General features: G+C 72.2%; 19 protein-coding genes and 2 pseudogenes. 8 read left to right on the top strand and 13 right to left on the bottom strand.

The genetic code is table 11. The features are described 5' to 3' along the window. Position 1 precedes the first annotated feature (1 nt). On the bottom strand, positions 2 to 538 hold the full coding sequence (locus BFN33_RS32535) for a (2Fe-2S)-binding protein (protein WP_069763753.1): 537 nt from the start codon (positions 536 to 538) through the stop codon (positions 2 to 4). Beyond that, positions 538 to 1,428: a xanthine dehydrogenase family protein subunit M gene (locus BFN33_RS32530; protein WP_069763752.1), complete on the bottom strand. Its 891-nt coding sequence runs from the start codon at positions 1,426 to 1,428 to the stop codon at positions 538 to 540. Before BFN33_RS32530 ends, BFN33_RS32535 begins: the two co-directional genes overlap by 1 nt. A gap of 343 nt (positions 1,429 to 1,771) precedes the next feature. Here BFN33_RS32530 and BFN33_RS32525 point away from each other — a divergent pair, with 343 nt between their 5' ends. Both BFN33_RS32525 and BFN33_RS32520 read left to right on the top strand, forming a co-directional pair. Next, complete coding sequence (locus BFN33_RS32525) at positions 1,772 to 3,445, top strand: PucR family transcriptional regulator ligand-binding domain-containing protein (RefSeq protein ID WP_069763751.1); 1,674 nt, start codon at positions 1,772 to 1,774, stop codon at positions 3,443 to 3,445. A gap of 127 nt (positions 3,446 to 3,572) precedes the next feature. After that, complete coding sequence (locus BFN33_RS32520; protein WP_069763750.1) at positions 3,573 to 4,346, top strand: hypothetical protein; 774 nt, start codon at positions 3,573 to 3,575, stop codon at positions 4,344 to 4,346. 408 nt (positions 4,347 to 4,754) lie between these two features. On the opposite strand, the pseudogene BFN33_RS32515 reads toward BFN33_RS32520, so the two are convergent. The 3 genes and pseudogenes from BFN33_RS32515 to BFN33_RS32505 all read right to left on the bottom strand — a co-directional run. After that, positions 4,755 to 5,188, bottom strand: a pseudogene (locus tag BFN33_RS32515) (GntR family transcriptional regulator); the annotation flags it as partial. Between the two features lie 146 nt (positions 5,189 to 5,334). Then, positions 5,335 to 5,739, bottom strand: a pseudogene (locus BFN33_RS32510) (FCD domain-containing protein); the annotation flags it as partial. Between the two features lies 1 nt (position 5,740). Continuing rightward, positions 5,741 to 6,439, bottom strand: a 699-nt coding sequence (locus BFN33_RS32505; protein ID WP_141758014.1) for a GntR family transcriptional regulator, incomplete at its 3' end; no start/stop codon positions are given. 156 nt (positions 6,440 to 6,595) lie between these two features. Between BFN33_RS32505 and BFN33_RS32500 the strand changes: the two genes are divergently transcribed. Continuing rightward, positions 6,596 to 7,453 carry a (2Fe-2S)-binding protein gene (locus tag BFN33_RS32500; protein WP_069763749.1) on the top strand — a complete coding sequence of 286 codons (858 nt, stop codon included), beginning with the start codon at positions 6,596 to 6,598 and terminating at the stop codon, positions 7,451 to 7,453. A 315-nt stretch (positions 7,454 to 7,768) separates the two neighbouring features. Then, on the top strand, positions 7,769 to 8,809 hold the full coding sequence (locus BFN33_RS32495) for a DUF2637 domain-containing protein (protein WP_069763748.1): 1,041 nt from the start codon (positions 7,769 to 7,771) through the stop codon (positions 8,807 to 8,809). A gap of 98 nt (positions 8,810 to 8,907) precedes the next feature. On the opposite strand, the gene BFN33_RS32490 is transcribed toward BFN33_RS32495, so the two are convergent. The 3 genes from BFN33_RS32490 to BFN33_RS32480 form a co-directional block, all read right to left on the bottom strand. Continuing rightward, complete coding sequence (locus BFN33_RS32490; RefSeq protein WP_069763747.1) at positions 8,908 to 9,324, bottom strand: ATP-binding protein; 417 nt, start codon at positions 9,322 to 9,324, stop codon at positions 8,908 to 8,910. 714 nt (positions 9,325 to 10,038) lie between these two features. Next, the gene (locus BFN33_RS32485; protein ID WP_069763746.1) at positions 10,039 to 10,506 is read right to left on the bottom strand and encodes a hypothetical protein; all 468 of its coding nucleotides are present in this window, start codon (positions 10,504 to 10,506) and stop codon (positions 10,039 to 10,041) included. A gap of 97 nt (positions 10,507 to 10,603) precedes the next feature. Continuing rightward, a complete protein-coding gene (locus BFN33_RS32480) occupies positions 10,604 to 11,215 on the bottom strand; it encodes a hypothetical protein (RefSeq protein ID WP_069763745.1) in 612 nt (203 codons plus the stop codon). A gap of 211 nt (positions 11,216 to 11,426) precedes the next feature. Between BFN33_RS32480 and BFN33_RS32475 the strand changes: the two genes are divergently transcribed. Further along, entirely contained in the window at positions 11,427 to 13,097 is a 1,671-nt protein-coding gene (locus BFN33_RS32475) for a helix-turn-helix transcriptional regulator (RefSeq protein WP_069763744.1), read from the top strand. Here the strand turns inward: BFN33_RS32475 and BFN33_RS54680 are convergent. The 4 genes from BFN33_RS54680 to BFN33_RS32460 are packed head-to-tail and all read right to left on the bottom strand — an operon-like array spanning position 13,094 to position 16,273. Further along, positions 13,094 to 13,312, bottom strand: coding sequence for a hypothetical protein (locus BFN33_RS54680; protein WP_256122918.1), 219 nt, complete (start codon positions 13,310 to 13,312; stop codon positions 13,094 to 13,096). The genes BFN33_RS32475 and BFN33_RS54680 overlap by 4 nt on opposite strands. A 21-nt stretch (positions 13,313 to 13,333) precedes the next feature. Beyond that, positions 13,334 to 13,462 (bottom strand): hypothetical protein, encoded by a 129-nt coding sequence (locus BFN33_RS54675; protein ID WP_256122917.1) that lies wholly within the window; start codon positions 13,460 to 13,462, stop codon positions 13,334 to 13,336. A gap of 27 nt (positions 13,463 to 13,489) precedes the next feature. Beyond that, positions 13,490 to 15,232, bottom strand: coding sequence for a pyruvate dehydrogenase (locus BFN33_RS32465; protein WP_069763743.1), 1,743 nt, complete (start codon positions 15,230 to 15,232; stop codon positions 13,490 to 13,492). A 54-nt stretch (positions 15,233 to 15,286) separates the two neighbouring features. Beyond that, a complete protein-coding gene (locus BFN33_RS32460; RefSeq protein WP_069763841.1) occupies positions 15,287 to 16,273 on the bottom strand; it encodes a protein phosphatase 2C domain-containing protein in 987 nt (328 codons plus the stop codon). Between the two features lie 333 nt (positions 16,274 to 16,606). Here BFN33_RS32460 and BFN33_RS53340 point away from each other — a divergent pair, with 333 nt between their 5' ends. From BFN33_RS53340 to BFN33_RS32450, 3 genes are all read left to right on the top strand, one after another. Further along, entirely contained in the window at positions 16,607 to 16,765 is a 159-nt protein-coding gene (locus BFN33_RS53340) for a hypothetical protein (protein WP_176742515.1), read from the top strand. Positions 16,766 to 18,267: 1,502 nt separating this feature from the next. After that, positions 18,268 to 18,753, top strand: a complete 486-nt coding sequence (locus BFN33_RS32455; RefSeq protein ID WP_069763742.1) for a DUF456 domain-containing protein — start codon at positions 18,268 to 18,270, stop codon at positions 18,751 to 18,753. A 77-nt stretch (positions 18,754 to 18,830) separates the two neighbouring features. Beyond that, positions 18,831 to 19,202, top strand: a complete 372-nt coding sequence (locus BFN33_RS32450; protein WP_069763840.1) for a PPOX class F420-dependent oxidoreductase — start codon at positions 18,831 to 18,833, stop codon at positions 19,200 to 19,202. On the opposite strand, the gene BFN33_RS32445 is transcribed toward BFN33_RS32450, so the two are convergent. Further along, the gene (locus BFN33_RS32445; protein ID WP_069763741.1) at positions 19,199 to 19,681 is read right to left on the bottom strand and encodes a methylated-DNA--[protein]-cysteine S-methyltransferase; all 483 of its coding nucleotides are present in this window, start codon (positions 19,679 to 19,681) and stop codon (positions 19,199 to 19,201) included. The genes BFN33_RS32450 and BFN33_RS32445 overlap by 4 nt on opposite strands.

The raw sequence follows: 19,681 nt of genomic DNA, 5'->3' as shown, positions 1-19,681 counted from the left end.
GTCAGACCGCCTCTCCCTGCCGGGCGGCCGCGAGGCGGACCGCGTCCATGATCTTCTCGTAGCCGGTGCAGCGGCACAGGTTGCCCGACAGCGCCTCGCGGATGTCCGCGTCGCTCGGGGTGGGGTTGCGCTCCAGCATCTCGTCGGCGGCGACCAGCAGCCCCGGGGTGCAGAAACCGCACTGGACGGCGCCGGCGTCGATGAACGCCTGCTGGACGGGTGAGAGTTCGGTGCCCTCACCGGTGTGCGAGTCCTGCCCCTCCGGCACCTTGTGACCGCACGAACGCTGCTTCGCGTAGTCCGCGAGCCCCTCGACGGTCACGACCTCGCGCCCCTCGACCTGCCCGGCGGCGACGAGGCACGAGCACACCGGGACGCCGTCCAGCCGGACCGTGCAGGACCCGCACTCACCCTGCTCGCAGGCGTTCTTCGAGCCGGGCAGCCCGAGCCGCTCCCGCAGCACGTACAGCAGGGACTCGCCCTCCCACACGTCGTCGGCTTCCTGCGGACGTCCGTTGACAGTGAAGTTGACACGCATTACGCAGCTCCCTCCGTGGTGGCGGCGGTGCCGCGGTACGACTCCCAGGTCCAGGTCAGCGTGCGGCGGGCCATGATGCCGACCGCGTGCCGGCGGTAGCTCGCCGTGCCCCGGACGTCGTCGATCGGGTTGCAGGAGGCGGCGCAGAGGTCCGCGAACTGCTTGGCGACCGAAGGGGTGATGATCTTGCCGTTGTCCCAGAACCCGCCTTCTTCCAGAGCGGCGTTCAGAAACTCCTCGGCGGCCTTGGCCCGAACGGGTGTGGGAGCGGCCGAACCGATCCCCGTCCGCACGGTCCGCGTCTCGGGATGCAGGGCGAGCCCGAACGCACACACGGCGATGACCATGGCGTTCCTCGTCCCCACCTTGCTGAACTGCTGCGGCCCCTCGGCCTTCTTGATGTGCACGGCGCGGATGAGCTCGTCTGCCGCCAGCGCGTTGCGCTTCACACCGGTGTAGAACTCGTCGATCGGGATGAGCCGCGATCCGCGCACCGACTCGACCTCGACCTCGGCGCCGGCCGCGAGGAGGGCGGGGTGGGCGTCACCGGCCGGGGAGGCGGTGCCGAGGTTGCCGCCGACGCCGCCGCGGTTGCGGATCTGCGGAGAGGCCACGGTGTGCGAGGCGAGGGCCAGGCCCGGGAGCTCGCCGCGCAGGTTGTCCATGATGTGGCTGTACGGCACGGAGGCGCCGAGCCGCACAGTGTCCTCGCCGACCTCCCACTCGGTGAGGTCGCCGACGCGGTTCAGGTCGAGCAGGTACTCGGGCCGCCGATGGTCGAAGTTGATCTCGACCATCACGTCGGTGCCGCCCGCGATGGGCACAGCGGTGGGGTGCTCGGCCTTGGCGGCGAGCGCCTCCTCCCAGCTGGCGGGGCGAAGGAAGTCCATGACCGGCTCTCTTCTTCGTCTTGGGGGTCGTACGGATCGAGCCAGATCGGGTGCGGCGGGCCCGGCTCGTTCATGTGCTGTTCACGTGGAGTGGAGCCAGTACACAGCGGCGTACTCCGACGGGGTCAGTCACGGAAACCATGAAGGAGTTGGCTGGTCGGGGCCGTCATCTTGTAGATTCGTATGAACGGAGACCCTCGGTTACCTCCATGTTTTCCTGCGGAAACGTCGGACACACCCCACGTGACCTGGGACACAGCCCGGAGCCGGCACAAGCCGCTCCGCAGCTCACCGGACCCTCCCTCCATCGTAGATTTCGAGACAAAGAACGGCGGCGACGAGAATGCGGCTGCGCGCACTGCTGGACACCGACGCGCTGGGCCTGCGGCTGCTCGGCGGCGAGGACGAACTGGATCGCACCGTGCGCGGGGTGATGACCACGGACCTTCGCGACCCGAGCCGCTACCTCTCGGGCGGGGAACTGGTCCTGACGGGCCTCGCCTGGCGCCGGGACGCCGCCGACTCGGAGGCCTTCGTACGACTCCTCGTGCAGGCCCAGGTCGCCGCGCTGGCGGCCGGTGAGGCGGAACTGGGCAATGTCCCGGAGGATCTGGTCGTCGCCTGCGTCCGCCACCGCCTCCCGCTGTTCGCCGTGCACGAGTCGGTGGCCTTCGCCACGATCACCGAGCATGTCGTACGGCAGGTCTCCGGCGAGCGCGCGGGTGACCTCGCGGCCGTCGTGGACCGCCACCGCCGCATGATGACCTCGGGCCCGGCAGGCGGCGGCCCGGACGTGGTCCTCGACCTCCTGGGCTCCGACCTGGACCTGCGCGCCTGGGTCCTGTCCCCCACCGGCCGTCTCATCGCCGGCCCGAAGGAGGCGGGCCCCGGTCTCCCCGCGGACACCTGCGCGAAGCTCGCGGCGGAGCACCTGGCGGCGGCCCGCACCGGGCGCCGAGGGCCCCACCGGGTCACGCTCGGCTCGTCGGCGTACTCCCTCTTCCCGGTACGCAGCTCCGGCCGCTCCCCCCAGGCCTCCAGGGACGTACGCGAGACGGTCCTGTCGGACTGGCTGCTGGCGGTGGAGGCGGACGCCGGCGACTGGCCGGAGGAACGCCTGGACCTCCTCCGGGGCGTCACCCAGCTGATCGCCGTCGAGCGGGACCGCAGGGACGCGGCCCGCACGGTCCGCCGCCGCCTGGCCCAGGAGGTCCTGGAACTGGTCCAGACGGGAGCGGCCCCGGCCGAGATCGCCGCCCGCCTCAGGGTGGCCGCCCCGGTTCTCCTCCCCGGCCTGGGAGCCGCCCCCCACTGGCAGGTGGTGGTGGCCAGGGTCGAATGGCAGGACGGCGGCCTGGAGGGCGGTCCCGTGGCCCAGTCGCTCCTGGAGGAGATCCTGGTGGACCCGTCGGCCACGGGCCCCGAACCCTCCGACCGCATAGCGGTGGCCCACACGGGCGACGAGGCGATCGCACTGGTCCCCCTCCCCGCGGTCTCGACCGAACACGAAGGCTCGGAGTCCGGCCTCCTGGCGGACGCCCTCCTGGAGTCGGTCCGGGACCCCCTGTCGGCCGGCCTGGACGACGACGGCAGGGTCACCCTGGGCGTCAGCGCGTCGGTCCACTCGGCGGAAGGACTCAGAGGCGCCCTGGAGGAGGCCCGGCACGCCCGCAGGGTGGCGGCGGCCCGCGTCGGGCGGGTCTGCGCGGCCGGCCACCAGGAACTCGCCTCGCACGTCCTGCTGCTGCCCTTCGTCCCTGACGACGTACGCCGCGCCTTCACCGCCCGCCTCCTCGACCCGCTCCGCGACTACGACCGCCGCCACCGGGCCGAGCTCATCCCCACCCTGGAGGCCTTCCTGGACTGCGACGGCTCCTGGACCCGCTGCGCGACCCGTCTCCACCTGCACGTCAACACGCTGCGCTACCGCGTCGGGCGGATCGAGCAGTTGACGAGCCGGGACCTCTCACGCCTCGAGGACAAGCTGGATTTCTTCCTGGCACTGCGGATGAGCTGAAACCTGTGAGGCCCCGGACTCCCACGACTTTGTGAATTCCTTCACCCACCCCCTTGGCCGGGCCCGTCGTTTCGTGCTGAGATGCCGCCACCACTCATAGCTCGACGGCGCGCTCGGGGAGGGCAACGTGGCGTATACCGCCATGTCTGGTAACGGAACGACCGCCGGTGACGATCCACTCCAGACCGCGGTATGGCGGCTGCGCTCCCGGGCCTGCTGGGCCGACGCGGCCGCCCTGCTCCAACCGGTCACCGCGCAGGCGGCCCTGCAGAGAGCGGCACTTCTGGTGGAACGCTGCCTGTACACGGAGCAGGGCTGGCCGGAGGCGGAGGACGCACTGCGCACCGCCGAGGCCCTGGCCCACAGCGACGGCGAACGCGGGGCGGCCGCTTGTGAACGAGGGCACCTTGCGTACGCCTCGACGCTCCACGGGGTCCGTGACCGCGCGGACGAGGCGAGGGCGGCACTGGGCCGTGCGGCGGCGCTGATCCCCCCGGGGGTGGAGGCGAGGGCGCTGCTGGACTTCCGCCGGGGCCTGCTGGCGGAGAACCTGGCGCACGCTCCCCAGGCGGCCCGAGCGGCCTACCGCCGCGCCCACGCGGGCGCCACGGCCCATTCCGACCCCCTGCTCCTGTCTTTCACCTGGCGCCACCTCGCCGGACTCGCCCTCCGCGACGGCGAGTTGGCCGAGGCCCGCCACGGCTTCGCCGAATCACTCCGGATCCGGGAGGAGTTGGGCTACCTGGTGGGAACAGCACCGGCCCTCGCGTCCCTCGCGGACGCGGAGGTGGAGCCGGAGGCGTCCCGACTCCGCGAGGAGGCACGGCGGTTGTACCGCTTGCTGGGAGGCGTACCCACCTGGCTGTCCCGACAGCTGACCCCACCGGCGGCGACGGCGTGAGGGGAGCCGGGGGCGCCTACGGGGGTGCCAGGTTCGGTTGCCGGGCGGCCGCGGCCCGGTGGGGGCTGGTCGCGCAGTTCCCCGCGCCCCTAGGTGGGTGCAGTCACCCGCGCCACAACGGACCGATCTCCACCTCACGCGCCACGACGGGCCGTTCGCCACTCCGCGCACCACGACGGGCCGTTCGCCACTCCGTGCGCCACGACGGGCCGTTCGCCGTACCGTGCGCCACGACGGGCCGGTAGCCGCGTACGGCGGCAAGGGGCCGGGGTGGGGGGTGTCCGCCCGCAGCGGCCGGCGTCCGTTACCGAGCACCACTCAAGACGCAGCAACCGCCGGACCGAGGACGGACACCCCCCACCCCCCCCCCCCACCCCCCCCCCCCCCCCCCCCCCCCMCCCCCCCCCCCCCCCSCCCCCCCGACCCCCCCCCCAGCGGCCACTGCGCCCGCCGATGCAAGTCCTCCGCTATCTGCACCAGTTGCTCGTTCCCCGACAGCAACAGCACCGCACGGTGAAACGCCCGATCCGCCTCCGCGTAAGTCGCCCGGCACCCCGACGACGCCGCCCGCACGCTCGCCTCCGCCACCGGCCGCAGCTCCGCCCACCGCTCCACCGACACACTCCGCGCCAGCCGCAGCACCACCGGCACCTCGATCAGCGCCCGCACCTCGGCCAGCTCGGCCAGTTCACGGGCCCCCCGCTCGACGACCCGGAACCCACGGTTGGGGACAACCTCGACGGCCCCCTCCAACGCGAGCTGCTGCATGGCCTCCCGCACCGGCGTGGCCGACACCCCGAAGCGGTCCCCCAGCGCGGGGGACCGCTTCGGGGTGTCGGCCANCCCCACCCCGGCCCCGACCCACCCACCGAACCCCACGCGCTACACCCGCCCCCACCGAAGCCGAAACAGGCCGCCGCAGGCACCCAGGGGCGCGGGGAACTGCGCAAAAGCGCCCGCCCCCACCGAACCCGCACGACACCCCCGCCTAACCGCCGGCGGCGAAATGCCCGCCCACCAACCCCCGCACCACATCCAGATCCCGCGCGATCAACGCGTCCAACAACGCCGTATGCTCCGCCGCGTCCGCGATCAGCTCCGCCCGCCCCCGCGCCGCCGACCCACCCACCAGCGGCCACTGCGACCGCCGATGCAAGTCCTCCGCTATCTGCACCAGTTGCTCGTTCCCCGACAGCAACAGCACCGCACGGTGAAACGCCCGATCCGCCTCCGCGTAAGTCGCCCGGCACCCCGACGACGCCGCCCGCACGCTCGCCTCCGCCACCGGCCGCAGCTCCGCCCACCGCTCCACCGACACACTCCGCGCCAGCCGCAGCACCACCGGCACCTCGATCAGCGCCCGCACCTCGGCCAGCTCGGCCAGTTCACGGGCNCCCCCCCCCCCCCCGCGCCGCCGCCCCCCCCACCAGCGGCCACTGCGACCGCCGATGCAAGTCCTCCGCTATCTGCACCAGTTGCTCGTTCCCCGACAGCAACAGCACCGCACGGTGAAACGCCCGATCCGCCTCCGCGTAAGTCGCCCGGCACCCCGACGACGCCGCCCGCACGCTCGCCTCCGCCACCGGCCGCAGCTCCGCCCACCGCTCCACCGACACACTCCGCGCCAGCCGCAGCACCACCGGCACCTCGATCAGCGCCCGCACCTCGGCCAGCTCGGCCAGTTCACGGGCCCCCCGCTCGACGACCCGGAACCCACGGTTGGGGACAACCTCGACGGCCCCCTCCAACGCGAGCTGCTGCATGGCCTCCCGCACCGGCGTGGCCGACACCCCGAAGCGGTCCCCCAGCGCGGGCGCCGAGTACACCTCACCGGGCCGCAACTCCCCCGTGACCAGCGCCGTACGCAAAGCGTCGAGGATCTGCCCCCGCACGGAGGCCCGCTGGACGACAGTCCGCGGAATCGGCACCTCACTGTGGGTGTGCTCACCCCGGACCCCGGACCCCGCCTCGGCCCGGACCCGCGCCGCATCGGAGGCCCGCATCTGCGGCGGCACCCGAACCGCACCCACGGCCAGGTCCACGTCCCGCTCCACACCCCCCGTCCCGGCGGAGCCCTGCGCACCCTGCTTCACGGGTCCTCCTCCGGACGTGTCGGTACTTGGGGCCATTAACGACGGGTTGTTACTCACCCGTCAAGCACCATAGGCGCAGAACGCTCCAGTTCAAATCCCACACATCTCGAGTAAGGTAAGCCTTACCTTTAGACGACTGCGAATCGGTGCCCCCGCATGCCCATACCGCCACCCACCCCCCGCTCCGCCGTCACAGCCGCCTACGCGCGCGTGACCGAGGCTCTCCCGGTGCTGACGGTCACGGAGCTGCCCGAGGACATCCCCCTCCCTGCCGGTGACGGCTGGGTCACCGCCGCGGCGCTCGCGGGGAACGGCACCGCTCTGGACACCTTCCTCGCCTGGGACGACGAGCAGGTCCTCAGGGACAACGCCAGGAAGGGCCGCCCGGACGTGATCGCCGGCTTCGGCCTGCACCGCTACGCCTGGCCGGCCTGCCTCCTCTTCACGGCACCGTGGTTCCTGCACCGCAGGGTCCCGCGCTACCCGGTGCCCCAGGTCTCCTACGACCGCACCCGGGGCCCGATGGCTCTCGCGGTCCACCCGGGCCCGTTCGCCTGCCTCCCGGACGACCCGGCCGCCGCGCTCCCCGGCGCGTACACGGTCCCCGACGAGGAGTCCCTGCGCGCGGAACTGAGGAACGCGATCGCCGAGCACATGGAGCCGCTCCTCGCCGCCTTCGGCCCGCGCATGCGCCGTCGCGGCAGGGCTCTGTGGGGCATGGTGACCGACGAGATCGTCGAGGGGATGTGGTACGTCGCCGAGCTGCTCGGCGAGCACGAGAAGCGCCGGGCCGAACACGCCCTGGAGCTCCTCCTGCCCGGGACGACGAAGCCGTACGTCGGCTCCCCGGCCTTCCGGGTGCTCACCGGCCCCGACGGCAGGCCGCTGGCCACCCGGGACCGGGTCAGCTGCTGCATGTACTACACACTGGATCCGGACGACACCTGCGCGACCTGCCCGCGCACCTGCGACACGGACCGGGTCGCCAAGCTCACGGCGGCTGCCGCCAGTTGAGGTTCCGTCAAAGGGGACCCCGCCGCAGACCGCCCTCACGTCTCCCGTAAGATCAGCGCGGACTGGGACGCCCGTTCGGTTACAGGCACTTCACAACTTCCTCACTTGCCGCAGGAACTTTCCGTGGAACCACCCGTACGGCTAGTCTTATTCGAACTCAACTCCCGCCCCTCAAGCGGCAGTTCGAGCAAAACGCCGCCCTGGGCAACCCCTTGCACTTCCTTGGCGGCCTCTTGCCCCGAAAACGCCTGAGGGCCGTTGGGATTGGGCCACTATGGCGGGCGTTACGCCCTATCCCAATGCAAGGGACCCCAGATGAGACTGACCGACATATCGCTGAACTGGTTGCTTCCGGGCGCCGTACTGCTCCTGGGCATGCTGGCGGCGGTGGCGGTGCTCGCGCGGAGCAAGCGGTCCGGCGGGGAGCACGCGAAAGACGACTCGTGGGAGCGGAGCGAGGAGCGCCGCAGGCGCAAGGAGGCCATATATGGCACCGCCTCCTATGTCCTTCTGTTCTGCTGTGCGGCGGTTGCCGCCGCCCTCTCCTTCCACGGTCTGGTGGGCTTCGGCCAGCAGAACCTCGGCCTCACCGGCGGCTGGGAGTACCTCGTCCCGTTCGGCCTGGACGGCGCGGCGATGTTCTGTTCCGTGCTCGCGGTGCGCGAGGCCAGCCACGGTGACGCGGCCCTCGGCTCCCGGATCCTCGTGTGGACGTTCGCCGGCGCGGCGGCCTGGTTCAACTGGGTGCACGCGCCCAGGGGCATCGACCACGCCGGCGCACCGCAGTTCTTCTCCGGCATGTCCCTGTCGGCTGCCGTCCTGTTCGACCGCGCGCTGAAGCAGACCCGCCGGGCCGCTCTGCGCGAGCAGGGTCTGGTGCCGCGTCCGCTGCCCCAGATCCGCATCGTCCGCTGGGTGAGGGCACCGCGTGAGACGTACAAGGCCTGGTCGCTGATGCTGCTGGAGAACGTGCGCAGCCTCGACGAGGCGGTCGACGAGGTCCGCGAGGACAAGCGTGAGAAGGAAGCGGCGCGACTGCGGCGGCGCGGCGAGCAGCGCGTGGAGCGCGCCCAGCTCAAGGCGATCAGCCGGGGACACCGCGGCTTCGCCGGCCGGGGCGGCGGGCGCGAGTTGGAGTCCCAGGCAGCGGCCCCGGCTCTGGAGCGAGCCTCCGCGGAGCCTGCCATACCCAACCCGGAGCCGCTGCCCGTACGCCAGCGTCCCTCTCTCCAGCCCGTCCGCGGCGCGTCTGAGTCGCACTCCGTCGACCTCACCGCGGAGGACGACACAATGGCCCTGCCGCGTCTCGACTCGCTGGAGCGCAAACTCAAGGATCTTGAGCAGCAGTTCGGCTGAGGCGAAAGCCGGGGCCAAGCCCTGAAGGGCGCGGCCGAGAGACCGGAGCACCATGGGAAGGGGGCGTGACCGACGCGGTCACGCCCCCTTCCCGTGGTTCACGCCGTTCCGGCGTCGAGTTCGAACCAGACGGCCTTGCCCACGCCGTGTGCCCGTACGCCCCAGGCGTCCGCGAGGGACTGCACCAGGACCAGGCCCCTGCCGTGTATACCGTCGTCGGCGTTCGGTATGCGCATCCTGGGTCTGCGGGCCACGAAGTCCCGCACCTCGACCCTCAGTGCCCGGGGCCCCACCGTGGCCGTGACGAGTGCGTCGTCGTCGGTGTGCACGAGTGCGTTGGTGACGAGTTCACTGGTGAGCAGTTCGGCTATCTCGGATCGTCCGGGCCTCCCCCAGTGTCGTAACAGCTCGCGCAAGGCCCTGCGTGTCTCCGGTACGGCCCCCAGGTCCGCCCGCTCCAGTCTGCGCCGGAGCTGAGACGACTGCTCCGGGGCGCTGTCGGCCTTCTCCTCCATGGTCTTTGCCGAGAAGGCCCCAACTGTCGTGGGACCGCCTCCTCGTGCCTGCCTCTTCATGACCCCCGCCCGCGTGCCGATGTCGGTTCCCCTCCTGCTCGAACACGTTCACGGGGATCCATGCCCCATAGTTCATGCGGCAGTCATGTCGAATCGTCAACGACCGGGTGTTCGGCCACGTTTGCGGTGGCGACCACGGCGATGCCGGCAGAGCGGACGCATCCCGGGGCACACCTGCGGCGGTCCGTGCGGCCCCACCCGACACGCGGCGCGTGTGCCACAGGGCCCCTCCATTCGGCATGTGCCCCTGCGAACCGGTGTCGGGGTACCGGACACCGGGGGGCGCCGCGCGAGCCCTTCGCACCGGGAGGGTGCGGGAAGTCACCTGGTCGGCGGGGTGGTTCCGAGGGACACGAGGAGCGGGCGGACCTGGGCTTCCGGGCGGGGACCGGCCCCCGATCACACGTTCCGGTCCGGTCCCCGAGGTGCGGAGCCTGCGGTACGACGACCCGTGCGCCCCCTGAAACGGAGTGCACGCCCGCCACCGGCACCCGGAGGCGGCAGCCGGCCCCGCGCTGCCGCAGGGCCGCTGAGCCGCCTGGCTCCGGGACACCGGGGCCACGGGGCATGGGCCGATCTGCCGACCCCGCGCTGCCGACCTCGCCGTACCCGACGAAGGGGTGGGGCAGTCGGGAAACTGGCCGGAATCCGCCGCTACTTGCCTGCGAGACCCTTGGCACCGATGTAGAAGATCTTGTGGCTGCCGCGGGTCATGTCGACGACGAGGGTGCTGGTCTGGCCGGCACTCCAGGTGAGGGTGACGACGGCCTCGGTGCGGGCGGCGGTGGTGCCGTTGTCGGTGACCTTCCACGCCAGGGGCACGTTCTGCGCGCGCAGGACACCGTCGGCGTGCTCCTGCTCCTCCCAGGCGTTCAGCTCCTTCTGGAAGGCGGGCGTGAGGTAGTGGGCACGGAGGGCGTCCCGAAGGTCGCCGCTGCCCTCGTCGGTGACCGCGTCGATGTAGGCGCCGTAGAAGTCGGCGATGCGGGTGATGTTGTCGGACGGCTTCCCGCTGACGCTGCGCGGTGCTCCGGCGGAGGCCTGGGCGGTGACGCCGAGGCCCAGGGCCAGGGCGAGGCCGAGGGCCAGGGTGGTGCGGCGGGTCGCCTTGGTCGTGTTCATGTGTGTTCCCCGTTTTCCTTCTGGTTCCTGCTTGCTGGTGGTGTGGTGCGTGCGGGGCCGCCCGCCCGACCCCCGTGCGGGAGGGCGGCCCCGGGTCTCAGTGGAGCTTGTTCACCGCGGTGGCGGTCGTCTTCTTGAACGCCTTCACCGGGGCGTCGCCGAAGTCGCCCATCTGGGACCACTCCACGACGGTGACGGTCCGGTCGTCCCGGCCGACGGACAGCAGGCGGATGTCGGTGGCGCCGTACGACTGCTCCGTGTGCAGGCCGTGCACCCGGGCGCCCTCCTCGACCGCGACCTTGCCGTAGTCCTTGTACGTCGCCTCGAGCTCCGGGTCGCCCTGTTCGAGGCGGTCCGCGCAGGTGCGGATCTCCTTGTTCATGCGGGCGGCGAGGGCCGCGGCCTTGGCCTTGGTGCCGACCTCGATCGTCAGCTGGCGGGCGCTGGTGTCCAGGTCGGTGCGGAAGTCGCGGTACCGGGAGTCGTAGCCCGGCAGCGCGTCCGCGAGGCAGAGCAGCAGTTCGTCCGGGACGCCGTCGGTCACCTTGCCCGCCGTCCAGGAGGACGAGGGGTGTGGTGGGAGGTCGGCGGCCGAGAGGAACCTGGGCGCGGCCGGCGCGGCTCCGGCCTGCACGGCGAGTGTGACGCCGAGCGCGAGGCCGGTGAGAGAGAGTACGGTGAGCGCGCCTGCTCGACTGCGCTTGGGCATGAGTGTCCCCCGTGAGATACGTACATGAGTGTGGGATGCCGCCACGACGCCGGATGGTCGGTCCGGCCCGGTCGGTGCGACACCAAGAGCATCAGCGGTCACACGGGGCGGATGCAACACGGGACACGGGATCCGTCTGCATGGAACCATCCCAGGCCGTCTGACGTGCAGGTATAGGGAGTGCCTGGGATGCGGGATCAGGGGGGAATCGTTGTCGGCACCGGAACCACAGGACGATGTCCAGGAGTTCGCGGCCCTGCTGCGGCGGCTGAAGGAGCGCACGGACCGCAGCTACGGTTCGCTGGCCCGGCGGCTCAACATGAACACCTCGACCCTGCACCGGTACTGCGCGGGCGACGCGGTACCGGTCGACTTCGCACCGGTGGAGCGGTTCGCTGCGCTGTGCGGTGCATCGGCCGAGGAGCGGATGGAGCTGCACCGGCTGTGGCTCTCGGCGGTGGCAGCGCGACAGCGGCCACGGGCCGGGGAGACGGCGGGGGAGCCGGAGCAGACGGATGCGGCGGACGCGGCGGGCGCGGCGGCGGGGACGGTCGCCGCTACGGCAACGGAAGCAGCGGTCGGCGGGGGAAGCGGGGCCGGAGCGGCCGACGGCGCGACGGCGACGGCCGACCTGGCGCCCGCGGCGGATGGCGGTGCGTCAGCCACAGCCGACGAGGTGAAGGCGGCGACCGCAGTGGCCGGGGGCGCGGCGAACGGCAGCGTGGCCGGCGCGGCAGCGGACGGCGGCGCGGCAGTCGCGGTGAACCCGGCGACAGACAGCCACACGGTGGGCGGCCGCGCAGCGAACGTCGGCGACGTGAGCGCGGCGAGAGACTGTGACGCCGCGGGCGTCGGTCTGGGCGGTGACGTGAGCGCGAGCGCCAAGGGACAGGGGGACGCCTTGCTCGCGGGGCGGGGTGCTGCTCTGTCCCGGCCCTGGTACCGCCGTCGGCGCGTCGTGATGACCGCGGCCGCCGCGGTGGCGCTGCTCGCCACGCTGGGCAGCCTGTCGGCGCTGCCCTCGGGGCGTTCCGCGTCGGACGAGGTCGCCCAGGCCCCGGACCCGTCGTCCGCTACGACCACGACGGCGTCGGGCACGCCCGGCCGCTCCCCGTCCAAGTCGCCGAGCCCCTCCGCCACCTCCGGATCCCCGTCGCCCGTGGGCACCCGGAACAGTCTCTCCCCGTCGGCGCCGGGCGGTGGCGCCGTCTCGAAGGACACCGGCAGGTCCGAGCAGCAGGGAACCGCCACCGGCACCCCGCTGACCTGGACCGTCAACTCCCAGATCTGGGAGGGAAGCTGCGGTCACGACTACGTCATCGACAAGCCGCCCTCCCAGGTTCCCCCGCCCCCGCTCGTGCAGGACGCCGGGATCTGGGCGGCGACGCAGGGCGCGATCCACGGGCGGGAGACGAAGGTGCAGATCTCCGTGCAGGGACGGTCGTCCACGGCCGTCGTCCTGGAGGCGCTCCGCGTCCGGATCGCCGGCCGCGGCTCCCCGGCACCCGGTACCGCGTACGCGATGGACCAGGGCTGCGGCGGCGGGATCACCCCGCGCGGCTTCGACGTGAACCTGGACATCGACCGCCCCGTCGCCCACGCGGTCGCCGGCAACGACACCGGACAGACCGTCCCCGCGGTGCAGTTCCCCTACCGGGTCTCCGCCACGGACCCGGAGGTGCTGCTGGTCACCGCGACGACGCAGACGTACGACTGCAACTGGTACCTCGAACTCGACTGGTCCTCGCAGGGCCGCACCGGCACGGTCCGGGTCGACGACCACGGCCGCCCGTTCCGCACGACCAGCATCAAGGGCCTGACCCGTCTCTGGTACGGCACGAACGCCGCGGGCGAGCGGGCCTGGGTGGACGCCGGCAGCTAGGAGCCGAGCGCGGACCCCACCCGGTGAGCCGTGCCGTCGGGGTCCACATAGGCGAACTCCCGTAGCCCGTACGGCGTGTCGGCCGGTTCGACGAAGCGGCCCTCGACGCCGGACGCCACCCACTCGGCATGGAGGGCGTCGGCGTCACTCACGTACAGGTAGACGACGGATCCGGTGCGCAGGGGGTCGTGCTCGGACCACTCGCTGAGGTGCATCGAGACCGCACCCCGCTCGACTTAGCCGTACCGCTCCGGACCGTCGTAGGCACGCGCGGCAAAGCCCAGGCGGCGGTATCGCTCCAGGGCCGCGGCGAGGTTGCGGACCGGGACGACGGGCGCGACGTCAGTGAAGGCGATTTCCGGCATGCGGCCAGTCTCGCATCCACGGACTTCTCAGGGCCGGGACACGTTCCGGAGGTTGGAGCGGGCCATCTGGAGCATGCGGCCGACTCCTCCGTCGAGGACGATCTTCGAGGCGGACAGGGCGAAGCCCGTGACCATCTCGGTGCTGATCTTCGGCGGGATGGACAGGGCGTTGGGGTCGGTGACGATGTCGACGAGCGCGGGGCCCTTGTGCTTGAACGCCGACTTCAGCGCCCCGGCGAGGTCCTTGGGCTTCTCCACGCGCACGCCGTGGGCACCACAGGCGCGGGCCACGGCCGCGAAGTCGGGGTTCTTGTTGGTGGTGCCGTAGGAGGGGAGCCCGGCGACCAGCATCTCCAACTCGACCATGCCGAGCGAGGAGTTGTTGAAGAGGACGACCTTCACGGGGAGGTCGTACTGGACGAGCGTCAGGAAGTCGCCCATCAGCATGGAGAATCCGCCGTCGCCGGACATCGACACGACCTGCCGCCCGCGGTCGGTGAACTGCGCCCCGATCGCCATCGGCAGGGCGTTCGCCATCGAGCCGTGCGAGAAGGAACCGATCACCCGGCGGCGGCCGTTGGGCGAGATGTAACGGGCGGCCCACACATTGCACATGCCGGTGTCGACGGTGAACACCGCGTCGTCGTCGGCGAGTTCGTCGAGTACGGAGGCCACGTACTCGGGATGGATCGGGACGTGCTTGTCGACCTTGCGGGTGTACGCCTTCACGACCCCTTCGAGTGCGTCGGCGTGCTTCTTGAGCATCTTGTCGAGGAAGCGACGGTTCGTCTTGGTCTTCACCCGGGGCGTCAGACAGCGCAGGGTCTCCTTCACATCGCCCCAGACGGCGAGGTCGAGCTTGGAGCGACGGCCCAAGTGCTCGGGGCGTACGTCGACTTGGGCGATCTTGACATCGTCGGGGAGGAAGGCGTTGTACGGGAAGTCGGTGCCGAGCAGGATCAGCAGGTCGCACTCGTGGGTGGCCTCGTAGGCGGCGCCGTAGCCGAGGAGGCCGCTCATGCCGACGTCGAAGGGGTTGTCGTACTGGATCCACTCCTTGCCCCTGAGGGCGTGCCCCACCGGTGACTTGACCTTCTCCGCGAACTCCATGACCTCGGCGTGCGCGCCCGCCGTGCCGCTGCCGCAGAACAGGGTGACCTTGTCGGCCTTGTCGATCATCTCGACGAGCTTGTCGATCTCGGCGTCGCCGGGGCGGACGCTGGGCCGGGAGGTGACGAGGGCGGTCTCGGCGGCCTTCTCGGGGGCGGGCTGGTCGGCGATGTCGCCGGGGAGCGAGACGACGCTGACGCCGGAGCGGCCGACGGCGTTCTGGATGGCGGTCTGCAGCAGCCTCGGCATCTGCTGGGGGTTGGAGATCATCTCGCTGTAGTGACTGCACTCCTGGAAGAGGCGGTCGGGATGGGTCTCCTGGAAGTAGCCGAGGCCGATCTCGCTGGAGGGGATGTGCGAGGCGAGGGCGAGCACGGGGGCCATCGAGCGGTGGGCGTCGTACAGCCCGTTGATGAGGTGCAGGTTGCCGGGTCCGCAGGAACCGGCGCAGGCGGCGAGTGTGCCGGTGATCTGGGCCTCGGCGCCCGCGGCGAAGGCGGCTGTCTCCTCGTGCCGTACGTGCACCCAGTCGATGGCGGAGTTGCGGCGGACGGCGTCCACGACGGGGTTGAGGCTGTCGCCGACGACGCCGTAGAGGCGTTTCACCCCCGCCTTGACGAGGATGTCCACGAACTGTTCGGCGACGTTCTGCTTGGCCATGGATCCACGCACCCCTTCGGTCTCCTTGGGTCCATCAATCCACAATGGCCGCGATCACGCCTCCCAAACAGCGGCGGCTGTACGGTCGTCGGCGTATCCCTTGACCCGGACTTGGGAGTCGGCGAGGAACGTGGCGAGACCGGGCGGGGGGCCTGACCACCTTCCCGTGAGGTATTCGCACAGTTCGGGCTCGCCGCGCAGGGGGTCGGCGAGGCCTCCGGTGCACATCAGGAGGGTGTCACCCGGGCGGGCGACGGAGGCGCGGAAGCGGAAGGGTTCGCGGGGCGGCTCCGGGGCGGGTTCGTAGGGGCTCGGGGGTGTGGGGATGCCGAGGTCCATGGTGAGGCGGTCGCCCTCGGGGGTCTCGGTCGGCAGCGAGCCGAAGCCGACGACCGGTTCGCCGGTGGCGTCGGTGACACGGGGTTCGATGTCGTGCCACTCGCCGTCGCGGAGGCGGAAGAGGCCGCCCGCGCCGACGCCGAAGAAGACGCGGATCCGGCAGTCGGGGTCGGCGGGCAGGAGCAGACAGCGCAGGCCGGCGGCGTACTCCTCCGGGTCGATGCCCTGCTCGACGGCGCTGGCGCGCAGCTTGCCGAGGCTGCGGTCGGTGAGGCGGTGCAGCCCGGACTTGAGGTCACCGCGGCGGGCGGCGCTGATGTCCTGCGCGAGCCGGGCGTGGCTGCGCCCTATGGCCCGCCCGATCCAGTGACAGGCCTCGGCGGCGGCGCGGTGGGCACCGGGGGTGGCGCGGGCGCCGGTGGCCATGGCGACGAGGATCAGCGCCTGCTCGCCGGTACCGAACCGGGCGGTGAGCAGGGAGTCCCTTCGGGGTTCGCCGCGGAACCTGGCCGAGTCCCCGCGCACGGACGCCGCTCGCAGCGTGCACGCCCCGTACCTGGCGCCGTCCAGCACGGTGTCCGCCACCAGGTCGTCGAGTTCGTCGGGGTCGGCGGGTGGGAGGGCGGTGGGTTCGGCGTCGTAGGTGGGAGGGCCGGAGCCGACGAATCCGACGGGGGCGGGAGGGAGGGTGGGAATGTCCACGCGGGTGGCGGTGCGGGCTGCCTGCGGCGCGGGGGCGGGACCGGCCGCGGCGGGTCCCTCCTGGAGGGGGTCGGCGGTCCGGCCACGTGCGTGGGGCTCGGGGGGTTCAGGGGTCGGGTTGGGCTGAGTGGAACCCGGGCCGGTGCGGGATGCGGCTGCGGGGGGTTCCTGGGCGAGGTCGGCTTCGACGCCGGGTGCGGCGGCCCACCAGTCGCCTTGGACGCGGCGCGCATCGGCTCCGCCTCGGTCCGAGGGCCCCGGAGGGCTCTCGGGACCACCGGATGCGGGCACGTCCTCGGCACCGCCTGCGGGAGCCGTGCCGCCGGAGGCGGGGTGATCCGTGCGCGAGCCGACTCCGTCGCGGGCACCCCCACGCGGGTCGACTCCACCGACACCACGCTCTCCGGAATCGCCGCGGCCTGGCGAACCGGCCCGATCGCCATCCTGCGGCGGCCCCCCGGCGACACCACCCCACGAGACCGCTCCACCTGAGCCACCCCAACCCAAGCCGCCGCCGTCCGGCGAAGGCGCCCGGTCACCGTCCTGCGGCGCACCATCAGCGACGCCACGCTCTCGGGGATCGCCGCGGCCCGAGGAAGCGGCCCGGTCACCGACCGGCGGCGGACCACCAGCGGCGCCGCCCCTGCACAAGTCTCCGCCGTCAGGCGAAACGGCCTGGTCGGCGTTGTGCGGTGGAGCCGCGGGGCGGGGTGGGGCTGAGGGGTGTGGGGGTGCCGCGGTCGGCGGCCTCGGGGTCGGAACGGTCGTCGCCGGAGGCGTCTCGGTGGACGTACCGCCGTCGGGTGGCGGGGGCGGGCGGTCCTCGGCGGGACGCTCGACGAAGCCGGGTGGCTTGGGGCCGGGCGGGAAGGACGCGGGGCCGTCGGATGCGTCGGGTGGCGCCTGCCAGGGGACGCGGTGCCGACCGGGTGAGGGAGCCGCCGCCTCGGAGAAGCCTGTCCGCGGCGCAGGGACCCCGGTACCGGGCCGACGGCTCAGCTCGTCCGCCGTACCCGACCCGGAACCGGACTGTTCGGCCCGACGGCTCTGCTCGTCCGCAGCACCCGGCTCGGACCCCGGCCGGCCTTCACCAGGTCCTGCCTCAGCACCGGATCGTCCACCACCGAGCCCTGCCCCCGAGCTCCACTGCTGACTCCCACCGGGTCCCGCCTCCGAACCCGGCTGCCCCACACCGGGCCCCGGCTCCGAGCGCGGCTGACCCCCACCGAACCCCGGCTCCGACCCGGGCCGTCCACCACCGACCCATGCCCCCGAGCCTGGCTGACCCACACCGGGCCCCGGCTCCGAGTGCGACTGACCCCCACCGAACCCCGGCTCCGACCCGGGCCGTCCACCACCGACCCGTGCCTCCGAACCCGGCTGCCCCACACCGGGCCCCGGCTCCGACCCGGGCCGTCCACCACCGACCCATGCCCCCGAGCCTGGCTGACCCGCACCGGGCCCCGCCCCCGGATGCCCCTCACCAGCCCCTGCCCCCGACCCAGGCCGTCCCTCGCCAGGCCCCGCCTCGAAGCTCCGCCGTTCACCTCCCGACCCGTCCCGCACCGTCCCCGCCGCCGAGGCGAAGCGGTCGTCCAGGGTGTCCGGGGCCGGTGCGGGGCCCGTGTCGTCGGTGGAGTCGTACAGCTGCCCCCACCAGTCGTCCTCGTGACCGCGACCGGTGGGCGTTCCCCCCTGCTGGCTCATGCCCCCAATTGTCCACCGCACCGGCCGTATGAAAACGGGGCATCCCGAAAATCAAGCCCCGCCGCGCCTGTCGAACTGTGTTGCGAAGGGTCGCCGGACGGTTCCACCCCCCACGGGAGAACCGCCCGGCGACGCCGAATGACCCGGACCCCGAACCCCGGGTCGGCCCTGAGTGTGACCGGCTTGCCTGTCGCGGAGCTGTGACGGACGACGGCCCGAGTGCCCGCCGCCCACCGGGGCGATATCGCTGACCTGCGCTTTCTGCCTGCCTCCTGCACCCTGGACTCATGGGAGTGTGGGACCTCCTGCTGGTCGGCCTGGTCATGCTGTTCGGCCTGGTCGGGGTTCTGTTGCCCGGGGTGCCGGGGTCGTGGCTCGTGTGGGCCGCGGTCCTGTGGTGGGCGCTGAAGGATCCGCAACCGGTCGCGTGGAGCGTGCTCGTGGGGGCCACGGTCGCCCTGTTCCTCTCCCAGGTGGTGCGCTGGTCGCTGCCACCACGCCGGCTGCGGGAGAGCGGGGCCACCCCACGCATGGCGGCCTACGCCGGAGCGGGCGCGTTCCTCGGCTTCTTCCTGATCCCCGTGCTCGGCGCGATCCCCGGGTTCATGGGCGGCATCTACCTCTCGGAACGCCTCCGCCTCGGCCGCCACGGCTCGGCGAAGGCCGCCCTGCGCACGGCGATGCACTCGGGCGGCTCCAGCGTGCTGGCGGAACTGTTCACCTGCCTGCTGATCATGGGCGCGTGGCTGGGGACGGTGCTGTGGGGCAGCTGACCTACGACCGCGGCCGCAGACAGACCTGGGGCGCGATTCCGATGTGCGGGTGGCACCGGCGTGTTTGGGTGGATGGCATGACCGAATTCAGCGAGGCCGAGCGCGCGTACCTGAGGTCCCAGCGGCTGGGACGACTCGCCACCGTCGACCCGCAGGGACAACCGCAGGCGAACCCGGTCGGCTTCTTCCCGCAGGACGACGGCACCATCCTGATCGGTGGCTACGCGATGGGCCGCACGAAAAAATGGCGCAACCTCCAGAAGAACCCGAAGGTCGCGCTGGTCGTCGACGACATCGCCAGTCTGAAACCGTGGACGGTGCGCGGCATCGACATCCGCGGGGAGGCGGAGCTCCTCACGGGCCCGCACGAGTTGGGCCCGCACTTCAGCGAGGAACTGATCCGCATCCATCCACGACGGATCCACAGCTGGGGGCTCGAGGAGTCCTAGCGGGCACCTTCGAGGGTGAGCAGGGCTGTCTTGCGCTCCAGGCCGCCCGCGTACCCGGTGAGCAGGCCGTTCGCGCCGATCACCCGATGGCACTGGCGGAGGATCAGCAGGGGGTTCGCGCCGATCGCGCCGCCCACGGCCCGGACGGCGACACGGGAGGCACCGACGCGGGCGGCGATCTCACCGTACGTCGTGGTCGCCCCGTACGGAACGTCGTCGAGGGCGTCCCAGACGCGGGTCCGGAACTCGGTGCCCTCAGGACGCAACTCCAGCTGGAACTCCTTGAGTTCACCGGCGAAGTAGGCGGCGAGCTGCTCCTCGGCGTCCCGGAAGGGGATGGGGTCGTGGATCCAACCCTCCTGGACGGTACGGCCGTTCTTCTGCTCCGGGACGGACAGCGAGGTCAGCGCGCCGGTCTCGTCGGCGGTGAGGAGCAGGGTGCCGACGGGGCTGTCGAGACGGTGCCAGCGGATGGCCAT

The organism is Streptomyces sp. LUP47B, from assembly GCF_001746295.1.
Lineage (GTDB): Bacteria > Actinomycetota > Actinomycetes > Streptomycetales > Streptomycetaceae > Streptomyces.
The sequence above is the reverse complement of the archived record's forward strand: the minus strand, read 5'-3'. Positions and strand labels throughout refer to the sequence as shown.